Origin of the sequence: Streptosporangium sp. CA-135522 (genome assembly GCF_050949235.1) — a bacterium.
Taxonomy (GTDB): Bacteria; Actinomycetota; Actinomycetes; order Streptosporangiales; family Streptosporangiaceae; genus Streptosporangium.
The window spans coordinates 1,221,080-1,241,374 of sequence record NZ_CP192026.1 but is presented as its reverse complement, the minus strand read 5'-3'; the positions used below and the strand labels follow the sequence as shown (position 1 = coordinate 1,241,374).

Genomic DNA, 20,295 nt, shown 5'->3' with positions numbered 1-20,295 from the left:
GTGGCCCGCCTGTCAAGACTGAGCGCACACCGACAGAAGGAGTCTTGATGAGTGCCACCGATGCGGTCACGTTCTGGGACGGCGTCCACGCGGCCCGACAGGCAGCCATCCACCCGCGGCCGAATGCCCGCCTCACCGAGACGGTCACCGGCCTGTCACCTGGCGATGCGTTGGACCTCGGATGCGGCGACGGCGGCGACGCGCTGTGGCTCGCCGGCCAGGGGTGGCACGTCACCGCCGCCGACATCTCGGCCGTGGCGGTCGAGCGGCTCGCCGCCCTCGCCCGCTCACACGGCCTGGACGGCCGAGTCACCACCGTGCGGCATGACCTACGCGCGTCTTTCCCGCACGGCGAGTTCGACCTGATCTGCGCCCACTACCTGCACACCCCCTTCGATCTGGACAGAGCGACCGTCCTGCGCTCCGCCGCGCACGTACTGCGCCCGGATGGGCGGCTGCTGATTGTCGACCACGGCTCGGCCGCGCCGTGGTCGTGGAACCAGGATCCCGACGTCCAGTACCCGAGCCCGCACGAGGTCGCCGCGGATATCGACCTGGACCCGGCGACATGGACGGTCGAGCGGGCCGACACACCCCACAGGATCGCGACCGGACCGGACGGGCGCACCGCCGAGGTCACCGACCACGTCCTGCTCATCCGCCGCACCACCTGACACACGGCGGCCGGCGCCGCTCCCGACGAAGGAAGGAGACCACTGTGCCCAGCACCACGCGCCGCAACCGCCGCGGCGACACCCCGCCGCCCCGGACCGGAGGCAGCGAGACCGAGCACCTGCGCGGCTTCCTCGACTACCTCCGGACCTCGATCGCTGCAAAGGTCGACGGCGCACCCGAACCGCAGGTGCGAACAGCCGCAGTGCCATCAGGCACGAACCTGCTCGGCCTGCTCAACCACCTGACTTTCGTCGAACGCTCGATGTTCCTCGGGGACGACGTCACCGACTGGCAGGCGACGTTCCAGGCCGCACCAGCGGACAGCGTCGCCGACATCGTGGCCCGCTACCGAGAGACGGTCGAGCGCGCGAACGACGTACTCGACGGGTGCGCCGATCTCGCCGCACCGGTTCCTCGACCGCGGCCGGGACGTCCCGCTCCCAGCATTCGCTGGGCACTCACTCACATGATCGAGGAGACCGGCCGACACGCGGGCCACGCGGACATCCTCCGCGAACTGATCGACGGCGCGACCGGACGCTGACTCCACTGCTTTCTCCAGGACAGGAACACATGATCACCGCAAGCCGGCCGTTGACGCGCCGCTTCCACCGATCCGCGCGCACGGTGGCGACCCTCACGCTCACCCTCCTGCTCGCGATCGGCGGCGCGGCCTGTTCCACTTCCACGCCGACAGCCGGCGACGTCGCCTCCTACACCGTCGTCACCCGGGGCGACCCGGAGTTCGAGAACACCTTTCGACACGAGTTCGCCGACATCGACGGTGTCCGCATGCACTACGTGACCGGCGGCAGCGGCACACCAGTGGTGCTGATCCACAGCTGGCCACAGACGTGGTACGGCTGGCGGCCGATCATGCCGGCACTCGCCGAACACCACACCGTCTACGCGGTCGACCTTCCCGGACTGGGCGACAGCACCGGCTCACCGACCGGCTACGACAAGGCCACCCTCGCGCGGTACGTGCATACGCTGATCGCCGGAAGGCTCAAGATCCGGGACGCCGCCGTCGTCGGGCACGATTTCGGTGCCGCAGTAGCGTTTCAGTACGCCAGCCGATTCCCCGATGACACCGCACGCCTCGGCTACTTCGACCTGCCACTGCCTGGGCCCGCGATCGATGCGTCCACATACCGCTCACTGAGCTGGCACATCGCCTTTCACTCCCAGCGACGAGTCCCCGAGGCGGTCGTAGGCGACGACGTCCGCGAGTACCTGACACTGTTCTATCCCCAGGTCTCGTTCGGCGGAACGGCGTTCGGCGGCACCTCTGATCGATCCCCGTTCACCGACGCCGAGATCAACGAGTACACACGGACCTACAGCAGGCCAAAGGTCCTGTCAGGCGGCTTCGAACTCTACCGCGCCCTCGACAAGGACGTCCGCGACACCGTGGCAGCAGCACCGATACGCGTCCCGACCCTGCTCATGACCGCACATGGGCAGCTCGACTCGATCAGAGCCACAGTGGCCCCGCGAGTGACCAACATCGTGCGGGCGGTGGACGTGCCGCACGCAGGCCACTGGCTCGTCGAGGAGAACCCCCGGTTCGTCACTGCGGAGTTGCTACGTTTCCTCGACGGCTGACCCCGCCCCCGGCTTGGCGCGGGACCGTGCCTGCCGATAAGGGACGCCCCGGCGACCGCCCCAGACGCCCGGCGAAGAGCGCTGTGGAGGCAGGCACGTCCGCGGCGGTCCGGCAGCCGGTGCTTCCACGCGGTGGCCGTCCGGTTCCGATTGCGGTGAGCCGCCAACCACGACCTAGGGTTGGTCGCGTGCTGCACTTACGCCTTATCAGCCCGGTAGAGCTGACGGACGACGTCCTGAGGCTGATCGACGGTGCCGTGGGCGTGACCAACCTGGTCGTGCTGCCGGGAGTCGCCCGCTCTCCCAAGGGCGACCTCGTCCAGTTCGACGTCGCGCGGGAGGCCGCCAACGAGGTGATCGAGCGGCTCCAGCGGCTCGGCCTGAGCGCGGAGGGCTCCATCACGGCCGAGCAGATCGACCTGTCGCTCTCGGACGCGGCCGACCGCGCCGAGCGGGAGGCGCCGGGCGAGGGGGACGACGCGGTCGTGTGGGCGGAGCTCGCCCGGCGGGTCACCGCCGACTGCCGGCTCACCTGGGCCTTCCTGGCGTTCCTGGCGATCGCCACCCAGATCGCGGCGATCGGAGTGATCGTCGACTCACCGATCCTCATCGTCGGCGCGATGGTGCTGGGACCGGAGTTCGGAGCCATCGCGGCCGTCTGCTTCGGCCTGCTACGCGGTGACCGGCACCTGATCGGCCATGCCCTGCGCACGCTGGTCATCGGTTTCGCGGTCGCCATCGCGATCACCCTCGCCTGCGCCCTGGTCTCGCGCGGGCTGGGCTGGATCGAGCCGTCCAGCCTGGTCGGCCACAAGGAGATCGAGTTCATCGTCAAGCCCGACAGGTGGTCGTTCATCGTGGCGCTGCTGGCCGGCGCGGCCGGGGTGCTCTCGGTCACCGCGGGCAAGTCCTCGGCCCTGGTCGGTGTCTTCATCTCGGTGACCACGGTTCCCGCCGCCGGATACTTCGCGGTCGCCGCGGCACTGTACCGATGGGACGACATGGCGGCGTCGGTCGCCCAGCTCGCGGTGAACATCGCAGGAATGATCATCTCCGGTACGGTCACGCTGATCGTCCAGAGGGCCTACTGGTCCAGGTTCGGCGTGCGCCTTCCGGTACGGTCGCCGCGCGTCTCCAGCCAGAAGTACGGCGAGGAATAGGGCACTCCCGGCCTTGCGGAGGAGGACCGGCTCGTCCGCGGGACGGAGGTGTTCATCCCGGCCGGTAGGTAGTGTCCGAGCATGACTATCCTCGCCACCGAGGGACTGACCAGACGCTTCCCCCGGGTGACGGCGCTCGACCAGCTGACCGTGACCGTCGGTCCCGGCGTGACCGGCCTGGTCGGCGCCAACGGCGCTGGCAAGTCCACGCTGATAAAGATCCTGCTGGGCCTGCTCGAACCCTCTGCCGGAAGCGCCCAGGTGCTCGGCATGGACGCGGTGACGCGGGGTGCGGAGATCCGCCGGGTCGTGGGCTACATGCCCGAGCACGACTGCCTGCCGCCGGACCTGTCCGCCACCGAATTCACCGTGCACATGGCCCGGATGTCGGGCCTGCCGCGCACCGCGGCCCGCGAACGCGCCGCCGACGTGCTGCGCCACGTCGGACTCTACGAGGAGCGCTACCGCGCGATGGGCGGCTACTCCACCGGTATGAAGCAGCGGGTCAAGCTGGCCCAGGCGCTGGTGCACGACCCGCGACTGGTTCTACTGGACGAGCCCACCAACGGCCTCGACCCGCAGGGCCGCGACGAGATGCTCGCGCTGATCCGCAGGATCGGCACCGAGTTCGGCATCAGCGTGCTGGTCACCTCCCACCTGCTGGGCGAGCTGGAGCGGGTCTGCGACCACGTCATCGTGATCGACGGCGGCAGGCTGCTGCGCTCGTCGTCCATCGCCGAGTTCACCCAGACCACGCAGACCGTCACGGTGGAGGTCGAGGAGGGCCAGGACGCCCTTGCCGCCCGCCTAACCGAGCTGGGCGAGACCGTCACCGCCCACGGCCGGATGCTTCTGGTCCGCGTCCGGGCCCCGGAGACCTTCGACACCCTCCGGGACGCCGTATGCGAGCTCGACCTCTGCCTCGTCCGCATGGAGCAGGGCCGCCAGCGCATCGAGGACGTCTTCAGGGAGCCGGTCAATGTCTGAGCCCATGACCACCACGGGTGTCATCCACGACATCGGATACCGCCACTACGACGGCGTACGGCTCGGCCGTGCCCACGCCGCGATGGCGCTGACCGTGCACAGCCTGCGCGGGGTGTTCGGGCTGGGCCGTACGGCCCGCGCGAAGATCATCCCCTTCCTCCTCGCGGGCGTCATGATGCTTCCCGCGGTCGTCTCCATCGCGACGATGGCACTGACCCAGCGAGAACTGATCTCCTATCCCTCCTACGCCATCACCATGCAGGCCGTGCTGGCGATCTTCCTGGCCTCGCAGTCGCCGTACGCGGTGGCACCCGATCTGCGCTTCCGCGTGCTTCCGCTCTACCTGTCACGCCCGGTGACGCTGATCGACTACGTCGGCGCGAAGCTCGCGGCGATGACCGCGGCGATGTTCCTGTTGCTGGCGGTCCCGCTCACCGTGCTGTTCCTGGGTGAGTTGGTCATCGACCTGCCCGGACCACCGCACATCGCCGACTACCTGACCAGCATGGCCGGAGCCGTCGCCTACGCGGTGCTGCTGGCCTGCGTCGGCGTGGCGATCGCGTCCTTCACCCCCAGGCGCGGTCTGGGCGTGGCCTCGATCATCGCCTTCTATCTGCTCACCTCGGCCGTCTCGACCGTCGTCGCGACGACGATGGAGGCGGTGGACAACTACACGGTCGCCGCGTGGGCCTGGATGATCAACCCCTTCTTCCTCGTCGACGCCGCGGTGCAGGTGGGGATCTTCGGTGCGACGCCCTCGGCGCCCACCGTCTACCCATCGGGGCTGGGAGTCGTGGCGGCGATCCTGCTGGTGCTCGCGCTGATCGCGCTGTCGGTGACCGCCCTGGTCCTGCGCTACCGGAAGGCGGCCGCACGATGAAGATCGAACTGACTCAGGTCTCACGCTGGTACGGCAACGTGGTCGCCGTCAACGACGTCACCATGACCATCGGCCCCGGCGTCACCGGCCTGCTCGGCCCCAACGGGGCGGGCAAGTCCACGCTGCTGCACATGATGGCCGGCTTCCTCGCCCCCTCCGGCGGCACCGTCACCCTGGACGGCACGAAGATCTGGCGCAACCACGAGGTCTACCGCTCGATCGGCCTGGTACCCGAACGCGAGGCCGTCTACGGCTTCCTCACCGGCTGGCAGTACGTGCTCTCCAGCGCCAGGCTCCACCGCCTGCCCGACCCCGAGGACGCCGCGCGCAAGGCGCTCGCCATGGTCGAGATGGAGCCCGCCAAGGACCGCAGGGTGGAGACCTACTCCAAGGGCATGCGCCAGCGGGTCAAGGTGGCCGCGGCGCTCGTGCACGACCCCGAGGTGCTCCTGCTCGACGAGCCGTTCAACGGCATGGACCCGCGCCAGCGCCTGCACCTGATGGACCTGATCCGCACCATGGGCACGGCGGGCAAGACCATCCTGTTCAGCTCGCACATCCTGGAGGAGGTGGAGCGGGTCGCCCAGCACATCGAGGTCCTGGTCGCTGGCCGCCACGCCGCCTCCGGAGACTTCCGCGAGATCCGCCGCAGGATGACCGACCGGCCCCACGTGTTCCGGGTCCGCTCCAGCGACGACCGCCGCCTGGCCTCGGCCCTGATCGCCGACGCCTCCTCCGGCTCGGTCTCGCTCACCGCGGCGGGCCTGGAGGTGCAGGCCGTCGACTTCCGGCGCTTCACGTGGCTGCTGCCCAGGGTCGCCAGGGACGCCGGCGTGCGGGTCTGGCAGATTTCCCCGGCCGACGAAGACCTGGAGAGCGTCTTCTCCTATCTGATCAACAGGAGCAGCTGACCATGAACGGTGTCATCGCCGGAATCTCCTACCGGGCGCTGCTCGGCCGCCGGCGCATCTGGCTGCTGGTCCTGTTGCCGCTGGTGCTGATCGGGCTGGCCGTGCTGCTGCGGGCGGTCGGCGAAGGAGGCGAGAACGCCGCGATCACGCTCCTGCGGACCTTCGCCGTCGGCACCATGCTGCCGCTGCTGGGCCTGATCGCGGGGACCGGGGTGATCGCGCCCGAGATCGACGACGGAACGATCATCCACCTGCTGGCCAAGCCCATCTCCCGCCCGGTCATCGCGCAGACCAAGTTCCTGGTCGCCGGCTCGATAGTCGCGTTGTTCGCCGCCGTGCCCACCTTCGTCGCGGCCTACCTGCTGGTCGGCCTCGAATCCGGGATCGCCTACGGCTTCGCCCTCGGCGCCCTCGTCGGCGGCCTCGCCTACGCCGCGGTGTTCATGCTGCTGGGCGTGCTGACCCGGCACGCGGTGACGGTCGGCATCGTCTACGCGCTGGTCTGGGAGGGCGTGGTCGGCAACTTCGTCCCCGGAGCCCGCAAGTTCTCCATCCAGCAGTGGGCCCAGACGGTCGCCGACCAGGTGTCGTCGTCGCCCTTCCTCTCCACCGAGATCACGCTCGGCTTCGCCGTACCCGCCCTGCTGGTCGTCACCGTCGGCGCCGTCGTCTGGGCCGGGCAGCGCCTGCGAGGTTTCTCCCTCACCGGCGACGAGTAGGGGGAACACGTCGCCTCGGTGAGGTGACCGACGGCTCCGGCCGAGCTCCTACTCGGCCATGGACGGGGTGACCTCGTATGAGCCGACCAGGCGGGCCAGCTGCCGGCCCGCCGCCCACAAGGGTTCTTCGCTGCGCCTGACCTGGGCCGTCACTTCAGCGCCTTCCAGGGTGCTGATGATCGTGGTCGCCAGGTCCCGGGCGTCCTCGGCGCGAAGGCCCGAACGCAGCAGCTTGTCGTGGACCAGTCCCTCCCAGCCGCGCAACGCGGTCGCGCACACCTGCTGGATCTCCGAGTCGGTCCCCAGCGTCTCCAATGCCGCCGCGGTGATCGGGCAGCCGTCGATCCAGCCGGACTCGCGCAATGAGTCAGCGAGCCGCCGGGCGCAGGCCTCCACGGCCGCGCCCGGGTCCCGCTCGGCGTCCAACGCCTCGCGGAGGACGGCCGCGAACTCCTGTTCACCGTGCTTGATGGCGGCGACCGCGACGGCCTCCTTTCCGTCGGGAAAGAAGTGGTAGACCGAGCCGAGCGTGGCCTGCGCCTCCTTGGCGATCTGCTTGATGCCCGTGCCGACATATCCCTGGCGTTGCAGGAGACGTGAGGCGGCGATGACGATGCGATCCCGGGTGCTGCTCTGGCCCATGCGCACAGCATACTAGTTAGAACGTTCGTTTTAGCTGTGTTATGGTTCATCCGCTCTCTAGATAGAGCGTTCGTTTTAGTCGTTGAGCTCATCCACCCCGGAGGTCCACACCGTGAGCAGCAAGCAGCCCGTGACCGTGATCGGCCTCGGCCCCATGGGGCAGGCGATGGCCGGCGCCTTCCTCGACGGAGGGCACCCGGTCACCGTCTGGAACCGCACCGCGTCCCGCGCCGACACCCTGGTCGAGCGTGGCGCCGTACTCGTGGGCAGCGTCGAGGAGGCGCTGACGGCCGGCGAACTGGTGATCTTGTCTCTCACCGACTACGACGCGATGTACGCCGTGCTGGAACCGGCGTCACACGCCCTTTCCGGCCGCGTTCTGGTCAACCTCAGTTCCGACACCCCGGACAAGACCCGCGCGGGGGCGCGGTGGGTCACCGAGCGCGGCGGGATCCATCTCACCGGTGGTGTCACCGTGCCGCCGTCGGGCATCGGACGCCCCGAGTCGTCCACCTTCTACAGCGGCCCCCGCGGGCCTTTCGAGGCACATCGGCCCACCCTCGAAGCCCTGACCGGCACCGACTTCCGGGGGGAGGATCCGGGGCTGGCCGCGCTGTTCTACCAGATCGGCATGGTCATGTTCTGGACGTCCATGCTCGGCTACTGGCAGGCCATCGCCCTGGCCGACGCCAACGGCCTCAGCGCCGCCGACATCCTGCCGCACGCCGGCGAGACCATGACGACGATGCCGAATTTCTTGTCCTTCTACGCGGCGCGCATCGACGCCGACGAGCACAGCGGCGACGTGGACCGCCTGGCCATGGGCATGGCCAGCGTCGAGCACGTCCTGCACACCAACGCCGACGCGGGCGTCGACACCGCGCTTCCCGCCGCCGTCGTCGACCTGTTCCGGCGCGGAATGGACGCGGGATACGCGGCCGACAGCTTCTCCAGTCTGGTGAGACTGATGAAGAAGGCGGGTTAGGCCCTGTTTCCCGGATCACGCGCGGGTCTGATGGGCGCAGCCGCCAGGTGAACCAGGGCTGGATGTGGACGGGGTCGATGGGAGGCGGGTCGGCTCAACGAACTCCAGCCGCCCCGTCCCCGCCCGACGCTCGCAGCGCCGGACGGGGACAGGACCGCCTTGTTCAGACGCAGGCCGTACGGACGACGTCCGCCAGACGACCCGCCATCGATTCGGCCTGGGCGGCGGAGGCGGCCTCGACCATCACGCGGATCATCGGCTCGGTGCCGCTCGGCCGGATCAGCACCCGGCCGGTCTCCCCCAGCTCCGACTCCGCCACCGCGACCGCGGCGGACAGCTCCGGGGCCGAGGCCTTCGCCCGGTCCACACCCTTGACGTTGATCAGGACCTGAGGCAGCCGGGTCATCACCGACGCCAGCTCTGCCAGCGACCTGCCCTGACGGGCCATGACCGCCAGCAACTGCAGCGAGGTCAGCAGACCGTCCCCGGTGGTGGCGTGATCGAGCATCAGGACATGGCCGGACTGCTCACCACCGAGGTTGTAGCCGCCTGCCTTCATGGCCTCCAGCACGTAGCGGTCGCCCACGGCGGTCTCGACCACGTCGATGCCCGCGTTCTTCATCGCGATCTTGAAGCCCAGGTTGGACATGACCGTGGCGACCACGGTGTCCCCCGCCAGCCTTCCCTCGGTGTGCATCGCCATGGCGAGCACCGCCATGATCTGATCGCCGTCGACCACCTCGCCGGTGTGCGCGACCGCCAGACAACGGTCGGCGTCTCCGTCATAGGCGATTCCGACGTCCGCGTTGCGAGAGACAACGATCTGCTGGAGTTTGTCCAGGTGGGTGGAGCCCACGCCGGAATTGATGTTGAGTCCGTCGGGGCGGGCCCCGATGGTCTCCACCGTGGCCCCGGCCCTCGTCAACGCCTCGGGAGCCACCATGTGGGCGGCGCCGTGAGCGCAGTCGAGGACCACGTTCAGACCGTCGAGACGACCGGTCACAGTGGACAGAACATGGGAAATATATCGATCGGCCTCGTCCTGCGCTTCGCGCACGCGACCGACCGAAGCGCCGACAGGGCGCTCCCATTTCTCGCCGAGACGTTGCTCGATCTCGTTCTCCACCGCGTCGGGCAGCTTGTAGCCACCACGGGTGAGGAACTTGATCCCGTTGTCCGGGGCGGGGTTGTGGGAGGCGGAGATCATCACGCCCATGTCGGCTCCGAGAGCCGTGGTGAGGTAAGCGACCGCCGGGGTGGGCAGCACGCCGAGCCGGAGAACGTCCACGCCAGACGACGCAAGGCCGGCGACCACAGCGGCCTCCAGGAATTCTCCTGAAGCTCGCGGGTCCCGGCCTACGACGGCGATCGGGCGGCCTTGCCGCCCGACGCTGGCATGGAACGCCCCGGCATCGCCGAGGACATGAGCCGCAGCCACGGACAGGTCCATGGTGAGCTCGGCCGTGAGGTCGCTCCCCGCGACCCCACGTACCCCGTCGGTGCCGAAAAGGCGCCCCAACTTAACGCTTGCTGTACTGCGGAGCCTTGCGGGCCTTCTTGAGGCCGTACTTCTTGCGCTCGGTGGCGCGGGCGTCACGGGTCAGGAAGCCGGCCTTCTTCAGCGGGGCTCGGTTGACCTCGACGTCCAGGACGGCCAGCGCGCGGGCAAGGCCCATGCGCAGGGCACCGGCCTGGCCGGTCACGCCGCCGCCGTTGATGCGGGCGATGACGTCGAACTGGTCCTCGGCGCCGAGCACCACGAAGGGCTCGTTGACGATCTGCTGGTGGACCTTGTTCGGGAAGTAAACGTCGAGCGGGCGACCGTTGATCGTCCACTTGCCGGTACCCGGCACGATGCGCACGCGGGCGACGGACTCCTTACGGCGGCCCGTGCCGTACGAGTTGCCCGTGGTGACGGGCTTACGGACGGCGGCCTCGCCGCTGGCAGTGGACTCGGAGGTGTACTCGGAGGGGAACTCCTCCGGGGAGTACTCCTGCTCGCCCTCGATGGGCGTCTCGACACCGGTGGACTCAGCCACGGTTCTCCTCTAACTTTCCTACTCGGCGTCGGCCGTCGGCCAACGCTGCTGGCGATAAGCAGCTAGCGACTACTGGGCGATCTGGGTGAGCTCGAAGGGCACCGGCTGCTGCGCCTGGTGCGGGTGCTCGGAGCCGGCGTAGACCTTGAGCTTCTTGATCATCTTCCGGCCGAGAGCGTTCTTGGGCAGCATGCCCTTGACGGCCTTCTCGACGGCACGGTCGGGGCGCTTGTCCATGAGCTCGCCGTAGGTCACGGAACGCAGACCACCGGGGTAGCCCGAGTGACGGTATGCCTTCTTCTGCTCGAGCTTGTTGCCGGTCAGCGCGATCTTCTCGGCGTTGATGATGATGACGAAGTCACCGGTGTCAACGTGGTTGGCGAAGGTCGGCTTGTGCTTACCGCGAAGCAGGATCGCGACGTGGCTGGCCAGCCGGCCAAGCACGATGTCGGTGGCGTCGATGATGTGCCACTGACGCTCGACTTCGGCAGGCTTGGGTGTGTACGTGCGCACGGTCGTATGCCTTCTTTGCTCGCGTCTTCGGCGCTGTCGGAAGTGACAGCAACATGGTCGGTAGGTGCGGGCACACGACAGCCCGGACCTTCCGTCTCCCTGGGATTGCGGAGATGACGCCGGACGCGCCGCGTATCGGTCTGCAGAGGAGACCAATTCGCACACAACGAACTAGCAGGATACCGGTGCGGATGAGCACGGGTCAAAAAGACGCGACCCTTCGCCGGTGTCCGTGAGCAGTCTACCGGTGACGGGGAGCTGCTCGGAATCGGCGCACTCGGGTTTCACAGAACGGTTCCAACACGTTCTCGACATTCTCTTCTTCCTCAATGCAAACATCTCTATCTTTGACAACGGTATGTGGCAGCCCCCTCACCTCCGGCATACCCAGCGGACCAGCCTGCGCCGTTTGGGAGTGTTCGCGTGTCTGATGACGGTGCTGCTGCTCGGGTTCGTCATCGGCCGGGGAAGCCGCGGCGAGGAGGCGCCCGACCAGATCTACCTCAACAACGCCGCTCCGGCGAAGCCCACTCCCACCGCGCAGCGCGCCCCGCTCGGCCGGGTCGTCCGGCCCGCCGCCACGCCCATGGTGACGCGGCGGCAGCCCACGCCGCACACCACTCGGAGCCCGCGCGATCCGGTCGACGACTTCACCGACGACGGCGAGTCCCGCTACGTCCTCAGCGGCGAGGAGGGGGCGAACGTCCCCACCGCCTCCACCCCGCTGAGCCCGATGGAGAAGGCGATCATCCGTCTCACCAACATCGAGCGCAGGCGGTACGGCTGCGCTCCGCTCCGGGTCGACCGGCGACTGATCAAGTCGGCCAGAGCCCACTCGGAGGAGATGGCCGGCAGCGGCACCTTCTCCCACAACTCCCCCGACGGCACGTCGCCCTGGGCCCGGATGGAGGCCGCCGGCTATCGCGACGGGGGCGCGGAGAACATCAGCCGCGGCTACGCCTCGGCCACCGAGACGGTGCGGAGCTGGATGGCGACCAGCAGCCACCGGGGCAACATCCTCAACTGCAAGCTGACCGCCACCGGCGTCGGGACCATGGAGGGTCCGGGTGGTCCCTGGTGGACGCAGGACTTCGGTTACTCCTGAGCCAATCGCCTTCGATACCGGGCTAGTCTCGGCGCATGGGTTTTCCCGGGGAACCGCCGCGCCGCCAGCCGTACGTCCAGCCTGACGCGTCGCCGCCCGCGCAGGGTGAGCACTGGTTCGAGCCCGCGCCGCGCCGCAACTCCCAGGGCTCCGACCCCGGCCCGCAGGGACACGCCCCCTACGCCCAATCCGTCCCGCAGGGCCACGGCGGTCCCTACGGCTCCACCCCGGGCCCGCAGGGACACGGTCCCCACGGCTCCGACCCCGGCTCGCAGGGACACGACCCCTACGGCGCCCGATCCGCCGCGCCGAGTCACGATCCCTATGACGCCGAGCCTGTGGCCGCCGCCGGGCCGGAACAGCCCGCGCGAGCGGAGCGGGGGGCCCGGCAGCGGCCTTCCCAGCAGACACCGCAGCCCCGCCAGGCGATGTGGAGCCCCTATGACGAGGGCCCACGCTCCCGGCGGCCGATCTTCATCGTGGTCGGCGTCCTTGGCGTGCTGGTCGCCGGAGGCATCGGCCTGGCCATGCTCGTCGACTCCGACCCCGCCCCGCAGTCCACCGCGGTGAGCCCTCCGGTCCGGGCCTCCAGCCTGCCGGCCCCCAACAACCCGGGGGGCAAGTTCGGATTCGCCGCCTCCCGGACCACCGACCCTTACGTGCTCACGCTGACCGAGCTGTTCAAGCGCACGAAGGTCTCGCACAAGGGTCAGAACTACCTGATGACCGTCCGCAGGACCGACAAGAAGTGCAAGGACGCCGTGGTGGGCGACAAGCTTCAGAAGGCGCTCACCGCGGGCAAGTGCACCCAGCTCCTGCGGGCCAGCTTCCGCGACGCCTCAGGGAAGATCATCGGCACCTTGGGGGTCGCCAACCTCAAGACCTCGGCGGCGGCTTCCAAGGTCATCTCCGCCGGAGCCGGTAAGTCCCGGGAGGAATACCTCAAGGCGCTGCCAGGCAAGGATAAAGTCACCAAATTTCTCGGCACGGGCGAGGCGTTCGCCGGCGGATGGAGCCATGGACACTACGCCGTAATGGTCTGGTTCCAGTACAAGGACGGGCATCTGCCGAAGAAGACCGAGGTCAAGAAGCTGAACGAGGCGGCCTTCGGGGCAGCCGACGCGACCGTCACGCCCGCCCTGGAGTCCCGCTCGCTGACCGGGAGAAGGCCCTGAGCAAGGGCGCATCGCATCGATTTTCGGCACAAAACCAGCGGGCGATACGACCGGGAACGCCCATACCCGCATGACGATCTCCGGCTATCGCTACGCTTCGACATATGCGTGGCCAGGAATCCGGGTCCGAGCACGAACGCGATGCCGAGGGTTCGGCCGCACCGGCGACGCCTCCGCCGAGTTTCGGCCAGCCTTCGCCGCACGTGCTTCGGACCGATCTCACAGGTGACGAACAGCCCTACGACCCTCCAGCGTGGCCGGAGCAGGCGCCCGGGACGGCCCAGCCGTGGACGCGCGCCGGTGACGGCGGTGCCCCCTACGACTGGTTCGCCGACCCCGAGGACGATCTCCCCACCCCGTGGCCCGGCTCATCGCAGCCCGGCCCCGCGGTGCCCGCGGAGCCTTCGGGACCGGCACGGCCGGATTTCCCCCGTCCGGAACCCCCTCTCCCTCCCTGGGCCGGTTCCCCTCCCCCTCCGGGGCCGTCCGCCCCGCCGTGGGGGGGACCATCCGCTCCCGGCGAGCCCGCTCCGCCGTGGAACGGGCCGTCCGCCCCCGGCCAACCGTCCGCCCCACCGTGGAGCGGACCGTCCACCCCGGGCGAGCCCGCTCCGCCGTGGAACGGGCCGTCCACTCCTGGCGAGCCCGCTCCATCGTGGAACGGGCCGTCCACCCCCGGCCAACCGGCCGCCCCAGCATGGAATGGGGCACCCGCCCACGGCCAGCCGTCCGGTCCTCCATGGGTCGGACCGTCCGCTCCCGGTGAGACCGCCCCGCCGTGGGGGGGACCATCCGTTCCTCAGGGACCGCCGGGGTGGACCGGCCCGGCCGCCGCCGGGCAGCCTCCGACGACTTCCGGTCCCGTGCCGCCGAGCACCCCGGCACAGAACGGTCCGGCGCAGAACGGTCCGGCACCGAGCAACCCGGTGATGAACGGCCCTGCGCTGTCCACCGACCCGATCGTGCCGGGTGCGCCGCCTTGGCAGCCGCCGCCCGCCTTCACCGCGGCCGCCGCGGGCATGCAGGTCTGGCCTTCATCCGCCCCGCAGGCCCATGGCGCCCCGCAGTGGCCCGCGGCCACGGGGGAACCGGTCTGGTCCGAGACGGAGGAGGCGGCCCGTCCGGGAGAGTCCGAGGACATCGCCGTATGGCCGCCCTCCGCGGTTCTGCCCGACGGTCTGGACGACAACACCGCCAACGTCCGCACGTCCCCGCCCACCGCGTCGGGTCGTCAGGAGCCCGCGGTCTCCACGCCGCCGCCCGGACCGGACGCCTCGCCCCCCGCCGAGACCGCCCCCGCTGCGACGCCTCCCGGGGCCGGCCATGTCCAGGCTCCTCAGCCCGGACCGGGCACCCACCCCATCGGTCCGCCGGCCTCCGAGCCGACCGTCCACCCCATCGGTCCGCCGGCTCCCGAATCGACCGTCCACCCCTCGGCGCCGATGTCGTCGCCCGAGCCGGCCTCTCCGCCCTCGGTTCCCGCGCTCGTCGCGCAGGACCCGACGTCCCAGCCGGAGTTGATGCCCCAGGTGTCCCCGACTCCCCTCGAATCCGGCACCGATCCTCAGGCGCCGACGGCACCCTCTTTCGAGTCCGCCGCACCGCCCTCGCCTCCCGGGGACCAGCTCACCCCGCCGGGCGGCATCCCGATGATCGCGCCGCCGTTCCCATCCGTCCCGGCGACGCCGTCCGCCGCCGCTCAGCAGTCGGGCCCCTCGACCGGAGCCATCGAACTGCGCGGGCCGTTCACCCCACCCTCGGCGGTCGTCCCCGAGGTCGTGACCGCTCCGCCCGCCCCGCCGGCTCGCAGTAAGACCAGCATCTTGCTGATCGCAGCCGTGGTCACGGTCGTGGTCGGCGGCATCGGCACCGGCGCCTTCTACGCCTACCAGTCGTTCAGCGCCAAGAAGACGGTCGGCGCGGCCGGCCCGGCCCCCAGCTCCGAGCCCGTCGATCCCACCGAGGACCCGCCCCCGGACGAGCCGGAACCGGTCAGCACCACGTTGATCAACTCCGAGAGGACCGACCCCGGCAAGATGACCGTGGCCGCCACCTTCACCAAGAAGGTGAAGCTGGCCGGGACGACGTTCGTCAGGGTCAAGACCGACGTCACCCGGCAGTGCCAGAAGGCCGCGGCCGGCAAGTTCGCCAACGCGCTACGCAGCGGGGACTGCCGCCAGGTGCTGCGGGCCACCTACGTGGACAGCAAGCGGAAGTACGCCGTGACCACGGGAATCGCGGTGTTGCCCACCCGGGAGTCCGCCGTGGAGGCGGACCGGGCGAAGAACCTGAACAGCAACCTGTGGTTCCGCGGCCTGCCTGGCACACCGGGCACCGGCGCCGAGCGTGTGCACATCGCGGGCGGTTACGCGGCCGGAATGGTCTGGGGCCGCTACATCGTGTTCAGCTACGCCACCTTCAGCGACGGCCACACCCCAACGGCCAAGGAAAAGAATCTCGGCAAGGTCAGCGGAGCCTTCCGCGACCAGACCGCCAAGGTCGTCGAGCGTCGTGTGACGAGCTGAGCGGACTGTCCGTCACGCGCTGAGCGTGCGTACCCGGCGGGTCTCCCTGGCCCGCCGGGCCAGCTCCTCGGCCTGCGGGTAGCGCACCTCCTCAAGGCAGAGGCCGTGCGCCGGTGCGACGTGCACTCCGGAGTCCCGTACGGCCCGCGTCAGCACCCGTCCGGGCCAGTCGACCGGAAGACGTCCCTCCCCGACGGGTAGCAGCGATCCGATGAGCGCGCGGACCATCGAGTGGCAGAACGCGTCGGCCACCACTGTCGCGACGAGGATGTCGTCCTCTCGGACCCAGTCGAGCCGCTGCAGCTCGCGAATCGTGGTCGCGCCCTCGCGCTTCTTGCAGAAGGCGGCGAAGTCGTGCTCTCCCAGAAGGGCGGCCGCGGCGGCGTTCAGCCGGTCGAGGTCGAGCGGCCGGGTGTACCAGAGCACCTCGCGGCGGCGGAGCGGGTCCACGCCGCCCGGCGCGTCGGAGATCCGGTAGGCGTACCGCCGCGACATGGCGGAGAATCGGGCGTCAAAGCCCTCAGGAGCCACCGTAACGCGATAAATCCTGACATCGGGGGGCAGAACCCCGGCCAGCCTCCTACGAAGGCTGGAGAGGCTCTCATCGATGGCGTCCATCGGCGTGACCGCGACCGGGATCCCGGCGGAGACCTCGCAGGCACCGGTCGACCCGGTGGCGATGCCGGGTGTGCGCCGGCCGTGCCGGCTCTCCAGCGCGCCGAACGCCTCGGCCTCCAGGTCCACATGGGCCACCTGCCCCCGGGCATGCACCCCGGCGTCGGTCCGCCCGGCCACGGTCAGTGCCGGTGGTTCGGGCAGCCTGAGGATCTTGCCGAGCGCTCCCTCGATCTCCCCCTGGACCGTCCGCCGGTTCGGCTGCTTGGCCCAGCCGGAAAAGTCGGTGCCGTCATATGCGAGGTCCAGGCGCAGCCGTACCACGATGTTCCTCCCGGAAAACGGGAACGGGCCCGGCATCTCCCCAGAAGGGATGCCGGGCCCGTTCACAGGACCTGAAAGATCAGGCGTTGTCCTTCTTGGCCTCGGTCTCCTCGGCGGGAGCCTCGGTGGCCTCAGCGGTCTCCTCGGCCGGAGCCTCGGTGGCCTCGTCGGCCTTGGGAGCCTCGGCCTTGGGAGCCTCGGCCGCGGCCGGAGCCTTGGTGGTGCGAACCGTGTTCAGCGGCTCGGACACCAGCTCGATGACGGCCATGGGGGCGGCGTCGCCCTTGCGGAGGCCGACCTTCGTGATGCGGGTGTAGCCGCCGGGACGCTCGGCGAAGGTAGGCGCGATCTCCGTGAACAGGTGGTGGACGACACCCTTGTCACGGACGATGGTCAGCACCTGGCGACGGTTGTGCATGTCGCCCTTCTTCGCCTTGGTGATCAGCCGCTCCGCCAGCGGGCGCAGGCGCTTGGCCTTGGCCACCGTGGTCTTGATCCGGCCGTGCTGGAACAGCTGGGTGGCGAGGTTGGCCAGGATCAGCCGCTCGTGAGCCGGGCTTCCGCCGAGACGGGCACCCTTTGCGGGCTGAGGCATTTCGTTCTCCTTGAGAGTGAACCCGCCCCGGCCGTACGAGGTACCGGGGTCGGGCCGGGGGTCGCACGACCCCCGATGTGCAAGCTCAGTACTGCTCGGTCTCGACGTACGCGCTGTCGTCGTCGTCGTAGCCACCGCCGGCCACCGCGCTGGGGTCGAACCCGGGCGGGGAGTCCTTCAGTGCGAGCGTCATCTCGTGCAGCTTCTGCTTGACCTCTTCGATGGACTTCGCACCGAAGTTGCGGATGTCCAGCAGGTCCTGCTCGCTGCGGGCGACGAGCTCACCCACGGTGTGGATGCCCTCGCGCTTGAGGCAGTTGTAGGAACGAACCGTGAGGTTCAGCTCCTCGATCGGCAGCGCCAGGTCGGCGGCCAGAGCCGCGTCCGTCGGCGACGGGCCGATGTCGATGCCCTCGGCCTCGACGTTCAGCTCGCGGGCGAGACCGAACAGCTCGACGAGGGTCTTGCCGGCGGAGGCCACCGCGTCACGGGGCTTCATGCACGGCTTGGTCTCGACGTCCAGGATCAGACGGTCGAAGTCGGTGCGCTGCTCGACACGGGTCGCCTCGACCTTGTAGGTGACCTTGAGCACCGGGGAGTAGATGGAGTCGATCGGAATACGGCCGATCTCCTGGCCCGGCTGCTTGTTCTGCGCCGCGGAGACGTAGCCGCGACCGCGCTCGACGGTCAGCTCCATCTCCAGCTTCGCCTTGCCGTTCAGCGTGGCGATGCGCAGCTCGGGGTTGTGCACCTCGACACCGGCCGGGGGCGCGATGTCGGCGGCGGTGACGTCACCGGGGCCCTGCTTGCGCAGGTACATCACCACGGGCTCGTCGTGCTCGGAGGAGACGACCAGCTCCTTGAGGTTCAGGATGATGTCGGTGACATCCTCCTTGACACCCGGCACGGTCGAGAACTCGTGCAGCACGCCCTCGATGCGGATACTGGTCACGGCCGCGCCCGGGATGGACGACAGCAGCGTGCGCCGCAGCGAGTTGCCGATGGTGTAGCCGAAACCCGGCTCCAGCGGCTCGATGATGAACTTCGACCGGGTCTCCTCGAGGGATTCCTCGACGAGGGTCGGACGCTGAGCGATCAGCATGTGGGTTCTCCCCTTCGTGACGACGCCCGCTATTTGACGTCGCTCGAACAACAGCATAGGTGCCGTACGGCGAACCGCACGGCACCCGCGTGAGCTACTACTTGGAGTAGAGCTCGACGATCAGCTGCTCCTGGACCTGGGTGTCGATCTGCTGACGGACCGGGAGCTGGTGGATCAGGACGCGCATGGCCTCCGGAGCGACGCCCAGCCAGGCCGGGTACGTCTTGTCACCGGCGGTGGCGCGGGCGACCTCGTAAGGCAGAAGGTTGCGCGACTTCTCGCGGACCTCGACGATGTCGTGCTCGCGAACGCGGTACGACGGGATGTCGACCTTCTTGCCGTTCACCAGGATGTGGCCGTGACGGACCTGCTGGCGAGCGGCGTCGCGGGACTCGGCGAAACCGGCGCGGTAGACCACGTTGTCGAGACGGCTCTCCAGGATCTGGAGGAGGTTCTCGCCGGTCTTGCCGGTCTTGCGGTTGGCTTCCTCGTAGTAGTTGTGGAACTGCTTCTCGAGGACGCCGTAGATGCGGCGGGTCTTCTGCTTCTCACGAAGCTGGAGCTGGTACTCAGACTCCTTGGGCCGGCCACGGCCGTGCTCACCCGGCGGGTAAGGACGGATCTCGATGGGGCACTTCGCGGACTCGCACTTCTTGCCCTTGAGGAAGAGCTTGGTCTTCTCCCGACGGCAGAGCTTGCAGTCCGCACCCGTGTAACGAGCCATTTTCTATCTTCTCCTGGGCGTCAGACGCGACGGCGCTTGGGCGGACGGCAGCCGTTGTGCGGCACGGGGGTGACGTCCTGGATGGAGCCAACCTCGAGGCCGGTCGCCTGCAGCGAACGGATGGCGGTCTCACGACCGGAACCGGGGCCCTTGACGAAGACGTCGACCTTGCGCATGCCGTGCTCCATGGCGCGGCGAGCGGCGTTCTCGGCGGCCATCTGCGCGGCGAACGGGGTGGACTTACGGGAGCCCTTGAACCCGACGTGGCCGGCGCTGGCCCAGGAGATCACGTTCCCGCTCGGGTCGGTGATCGAAACGATCGTGTTGTTGAACGTGCTCTTGATGTGGGCGTGCCCGTGAGCGACGTTCTTCTTTTCCTTGCGGCGCACCTTCTTCGGGGCACCCTGGCGGCTCTTAGGAGGCATTCTTTGCCTTCACTCCTGAGGTCTTCGGTCCTGCGGCTGCGCGGACTACTTCTTACCGGGCTTCTTCTTGCCGGCCACGGTCTTCTTCTTGCCCTTGCGGGTACGCGCGTTGGTCTGCGTACGCTGACCGTGCACGGGAAGGCCACGGCGGTGCCGGATGCCCTGGTAGCACTGAATCTCGATCTTGCGACGAATGTCGGCCTGAACTTCGCGACGGAGGTCACCCTCGATCTTGTAGTTCGCCTCGATGTAGTCACGCAGCGGAACGAGTTCTTCGTCCGTGAGCTGGTGGACACGGAGGTCGCCGCTGACGCCGGTGGCCTTGAGGGTCTCGAGCGCACGCGTGCGGCCGATTCCGAAAATGTAGGTGAGAGCGATCTCCAGCCGCTTGTCGCGGGGGAGGTCGACGCCAACCAGGCGAGCCATGGTCGGGCATTCTCCTTCTTTATGGCGGAGGTCCTGCGCCTCACTTCCCCTCCCCATGCCCGGGGTGAGGGCCCCGGCCTCCGACCGGGGGTCTCCTGCGGGGTACGGCCGCCGGCCGCCTACGCAGGTGTGAAACGCGATTACTTTGTGGCCTCACATG

22 protein-coding genes are annotated in these 20,295 nt (G+C 69.1%); 12 read left to right on the top strand and 10 right to left on the bottom strand.

Annotated elements, in window-relative coordinates:
* The first annotated feature begins 47 nt into the window (after positions 1-47).
* The 8 genes from ACQPYK_RS06235 (at position 48) to ACQPYK_RS06200 (ending at position 6,940) form a co-directional block, all read left to right on the top strand.
* Positions 48-674 carry an SAM-dependent methyltransferase gene (locus tag ACQPYK_RS06235; RefSeq protein WP_433251558.1) on the top strand — a complete coding sequence of 209 codons (627 nt, stop codon included), beginning with the start codon at positions 48-50 and terminating at the stop codon, positions 672-674.
* A gap of 44 nt (positions 675-718) precedes the next feature.
* Complete coding sequence (locus ACQPYK_RS06230; RefSeq protein WP_433251555.1) at positions 719-1,219, top strand: DinB family protein; 501 nt, start codon at positions 719-721, stop codon at positions 1,217-1,219.
* Between the two features lie 29 nt (positions 1,220-1,248).
* The gene (locus ACQPYK_RS06225) at positions 1,249-2,283 is read left to right on the top strand and encodes an alpha/beta fold hydrolase (protein WP_433251552.1); all 1,035 of its coding nucleotides are present in this window, start codon (positions 1,249-1,251) and stop codon (positions 2,281-2,283) included.
* A gap of 188 nt (positions 2,284-2,471) precedes the next feature.
* Complete coding sequence (locus ACQPYK_RS06220; protein ID WP_433251549.1) at positions 2,472-3,443, top strand: DUF389 domain-containing protein; 972 nt, start codon at positions 2,472-2,474, stop codon at positions 3,441-3,443.
* Between the two features lie 81 nt (positions 3,444-3,524).
* A complete protein-coding gene (locus ACQPYK_RS06215) occupies positions 3,525-4,430 on the top strand; it encodes an ABC transporter ATP-binding protein (RefSeq protein ID WP_433251546.1) in 906 nt (301 codons plus the stop codon).
* Positions 4,423-5,310 carry an ABC transporter permease gene (locus ACQPYK_RS06210; protein ID WP_433251543.1) on the top strand — a complete coding sequence of 296 codons (888 nt, stop codon included), beginning with the start codon at positions 4,423-4,425 and terminating at the stop codon, positions 5,308-5,310. Before ACQPYK_RS06215 ends, ACQPYK_RS06210 begins: the two co-directional genes overlap by 8 nt.
* Entirely contained in the window at positions 5,307-6,221 is a 915-nt protein-coding gene (locus tag ACQPYK_RS06205; RefSeq protein WP_433251540.1) for an ABC transporter ATP-binding protein, read from the top strand. The genes ACQPYK_RS06210 and ACQPYK_RS06205 overlap by 4 nt, the downstream gene beginning before the upstream one ends.
* Before the next feature lie 2 nt (positions 6,222-6,223).
* Positions 6,224-6,940, top strand: a complete 717-nt coding sequence (locus ACQPYK_RS06200) for an ABC transporter permease (protein ID WP_433251537.1) — start codon at positions 6,224-6,226, stop codon at positions 6,938-6,940.
* 48 nt (positions 6,941-6,988) lie between these two features.
* On the opposite strand, the gene ACQPYK_RS06195 is transcribed toward ACQPYK_RS06200, so the two are convergent.
* Positions 6,989-7,582 carry a TetR/AcrR family transcriptional regulator gene (locus ACQPYK_RS06195; protein WP_433251534.1) on the bottom strand — a complete coding sequence of 198 codons (594 nt, stop codon included), beginning with the start codon at positions 7,580-7,582 and terminating at the stop codon, positions 6,989-6,991.
* 112 nt (positions 7,583-7,694) lie between these two features.
* Between ACQPYK_RS06195 and ACQPYK_RS06190 the strand changes: the two genes are divergently transcribed.
* Positions 7,695-8,567 carry an NAD(P)-dependent oxidoreductase gene (locus ACQPYK_RS06190; RefSeq protein ID WP_433251531.1) on the top strand — a complete coding sequence of 291 codons (873 nt, stop codon included), beginning with the start codon at positions 7,695-7,697 and terminating at the stop codon, positions 8,565-8,567.
* Between the two features lie 163 nt (positions 8,568-8,730).
* Here ACQPYK_RS06190 and glmM read toward each other — a convergent pair whose 3' ends face one another.
* The 3 genes from glmM to rplM all read right to left on the bottom strand — a co-directional run bounded on the left by glmM (position 8,731) and on the right by rplM (position 11,119).
* Positions 8,731-10,086, bottom strand: a complete 1,356-nt coding sequence (gene glmM / locus ACQPYK_RS06185) for a phosphoglucosamine mutase (protein WP_433251528.1) — start codon at positions 10,084-10,086, stop codon at positions 8,731-8,733.
* Between the two features lies 1 nt (position 10,087).
* Positions 10,088-10,606, bottom strand: coding sequence for a 30S ribosomal protein S9 (gene rpsI / locus ACQPYK_RS06180; RefSeq protein ID WP_433251525.1), 519 nt, complete (start codon positions 10,604-10,606; stop codon positions 10,088-10,090).
* 69 nt (positions 10,607-10,675) lie between these two features.
* The gene (rplM, locus tag ACQPYK_RS06175) at positions 10,676-11,119 is read right to left on the bottom strand and encodes a 50S ribosomal protein L13 (protein WP_433251522.1); all 444 of its coding nucleotides are present in this window, start codon (positions 11,117-11,119) and stop codon (positions 10,676-10,678) included.
* A gap of 430 nt (positions 11,120-11,549) precedes the next feature.
* Here rplM and ACQPYK_RS06170 point away from each other — a divergent pair, with 430 nt between their 5' ends.
* The 3 genes from ACQPYK_RS06170 to ACQPYK_RS06160 all read left to right on the top strand — a co-directional run bounded on the left by ACQPYK_RS06170 (position 11,550) and on the right by ACQPYK_RS06160 (position 15,924).
* Complete coding sequence (locus ACQPYK_RS06170; RefSeq protein WP_433251519.1) at positions 11,550-12,224, top strand: CAP domain-containing protein; 675 nt, start codon at positions 11,550-11,552, stop codon at positions 12,222-12,224.
* Between the two features lie 35 nt (positions 12,225-12,259).
* Entirely contained in the window at positions 12,260-13,399 is a 1,140-nt protein-coding gene (locus ACQPYK_RS06165) for a hypothetical protein (protein ID WP_433251516.1), read from the top strand.
* 929 nt (positions 13,400-14,328) lie between these two features.
* A complete protein-coding gene (locus ACQPYK_RS06160) occupies positions 14,329-15,924 on the top strand; it encodes a hypothetical protein (protein ID WP_433251513.1) in 1,596 nt (531 codons plus the stop codon).
* Between the two features lie 12 nt (positions 15,925-15,936).
* Here ACQPYK_RS06160 and truA read toward each other — a convergent pair whose 3' ends face one another.
* The 6 genes from truA to rpsM all read right to left on the bottom strand — a co-directional run bounded on the left by truA (position 15,937) and on the right by rpsM (position 20,135).
* A complete protein-coding gene (truA, locus tag ACQPYK_RS06155) occupies positions 15,937-16,899 on the bottom strand; it encodes a tRNA pseudouridine(38-40) synthase TruA (RefSeq protein ID WP_433251510.1) in 963 nt (320 codons plus the stop codon).
* A 43-nt stretch (positions 16,900-16,942) separates the two neighbouring features.
* Positions 16,943-17,458: a 50S ribosomal protein L17 gene (gene rplQ, locus ACQPYK_RS06150; protein ID WP_433251507.1), complete on the bottom strand. Its 516-nt coding sequence runs from the start codon at positions 17,456-17,458 to the stop codon at positions 16,943-16,945.
* Positions 17,459-17,543: 85 nt separating this feature from the next.
* A complete protein-coding gene (locus tag ACQPYK_RS06145) occupies positions 17,544-18,560 on the bottom strand; it encodes a DNA-directed RNA polymerase subunit alpha (protein WP_433251504.1) in 1,017 nt (338 codons plus the stop codon).
* Positions 18,561-18,657: 97 nt separating this feature from the next.
* The gene (gene rpsD, locus ACQPYK_RS06140; protein WP_433251501.1) at positions 18,658-19,284 is read right to left on the bottom strand and encodes a 30S ribosomal protein S4; all 627 of its coding nucleotides are present in this window, start codon (positions 19,282-19,284) and stop codon (positions 18,658-18,660) included.
* Between the two features lie 20 nt (positions 19,285-19,304).
* A complete protein-coding gene (rpsK, locus tag ACQPYK_RS06135; protein ID WP_012887860.1) occupies positions 19,305-19,709 on the bottom strand; it encodes a 30S ribosomal protein S11 in 405 nt (134 codons plus the stop codon).
* A gap of 45 nt (positions 19,710-19,754) precedes the next feature.
* A complete protein-coding gene (gene rpsM, locus ACQPYK_RS06130; RefSeq protein ID WP_344913759.1) occupies positions 19,755-20,135 on the bottom strand; it encodes a 30S ribosomal protein S13 in 381 nt (126 codons plus the stop codon).
* Between the last annotated feature and the right edge of the window lie 160 nt (positions 20,136-20,295).

Excerpts from the sequence above, each read along its gene's own strand:
- ACQPYK_RS06235 (WP_433251558.1), top strand. The coding sequence starts at position 48 with ATGAGTGCCACCGATGCGGTCACGTTCTGGGACGGCGTCCACGCGGCC.
- ACQPYK_RS06205 (WP_433251540.1), top strand. The coding sequence starts at position 5,307 with ATGAAGATCGAACTGACTCAGGTCTCACGCTGGTACGGCAACGTGGTC.
- rpsM (WP_344913759.1), bottom strand. The coding sequence starts at position 20,135 with ATGGCTCGCCTGGTTGGCGTCGACCTCCCCCGCGACAAGCGGCTGGAG.
- ACQPYK_RS06160 (WP_433251513.1), top strand. The coding sequence starts at position 14,329 with ATGAACGGCCCTGCGCTGTCCACCGACCCGATCGTGCCGGGTGCGCCG.
- ACQPYK_RS06215 (WP_433251546.1), top strand. The coding sequence starts at position 3,525 with ATGACTATCCTCGCCACCGAGGGACTGACCAGACGCTTCCCCCGGGTG.
- ACQPYK_RS06145 (WP_433251504.1), bottom strand. The coding sequence starts at position 18,560 with ATGCTGATCGCTCAGCGTCCGACCCTCGTCGAGGAATCCCTCGAGGAG.
- rplQ (WP_433251507.1), bottom strand. The coding sequence starts at position 17,458 with ATGCCTCAGCCCGCAAAGGGTGCCCGTCTCGGCGGAAGCCCGGCTCAC.
- ACQPYK_RS06195 (WP_433251534.1), bottom strand. The coding sequence starts at position 7,582 with ATGGGCCAGAGCAGCACCCGGGATCGCATCGTCATCGCCGCCTCACGT.
- ACQPYK_RS06210 (WP_433251543.1), top strand. The coding sequence starts at position 4,423 with ATGTCTGAGCCCATGACCACCACGGGTGTCATCCACGACATCGGATAC.
- ACQPYK_RS06225 (WP_433251552.1), top strand. The coding sequence starts at position 1,249 with ATGATCACCGCAAGCCGGCCGTTGACGCGCCGCTTCCACCGATCCGCG.
- truA (WP_433251510.1), bottom strand. The coding sequence starts at position 16,899 with ATGCCGGGCCCGTTCCCGTTTTCCGGGAGGAACATCGTGGTACGGCTG.
- rpsK (WP_012887860.1), bottom strand. The coding sequence starts at position 19,709 with ATGCCTCCTAAGAGCCGCCAGGGTGCCCCGAAGAAGGTGCGCCGCAAG.
- rpsD (WP_433251501.1), bottom strand. The coding sequence starts at position 19,284 with ATGGCTCGTTACACGGGTGCGGACTGCAAGCTCTGCCGTCGGGAGAAG.
- ACQPYK_RS06170 (WP_433251519.1), top strand. The coding sequence starts at position 11,550 with ATGACGGTGCTGCTGCTCGGGTTCGTCATCGGCCGGGGAAGCCGCGGC.
- ACQPYK_RS06165 (WP_433251516.1), top strand. The coding sequence starts at position 12,260 with ATGGGTTTTCCCGGGGAACCGCCGCGCCGCCAGCCGTACGTCCAGCCT.
- ACQPYK_RS06200 (WP_433251537.1), top strand. The coding sequence starts at position 6,224 with ATGAACGGTGTCATCGCCGGAATCTCCTACCGGGCGCTGCTCGGCCGC.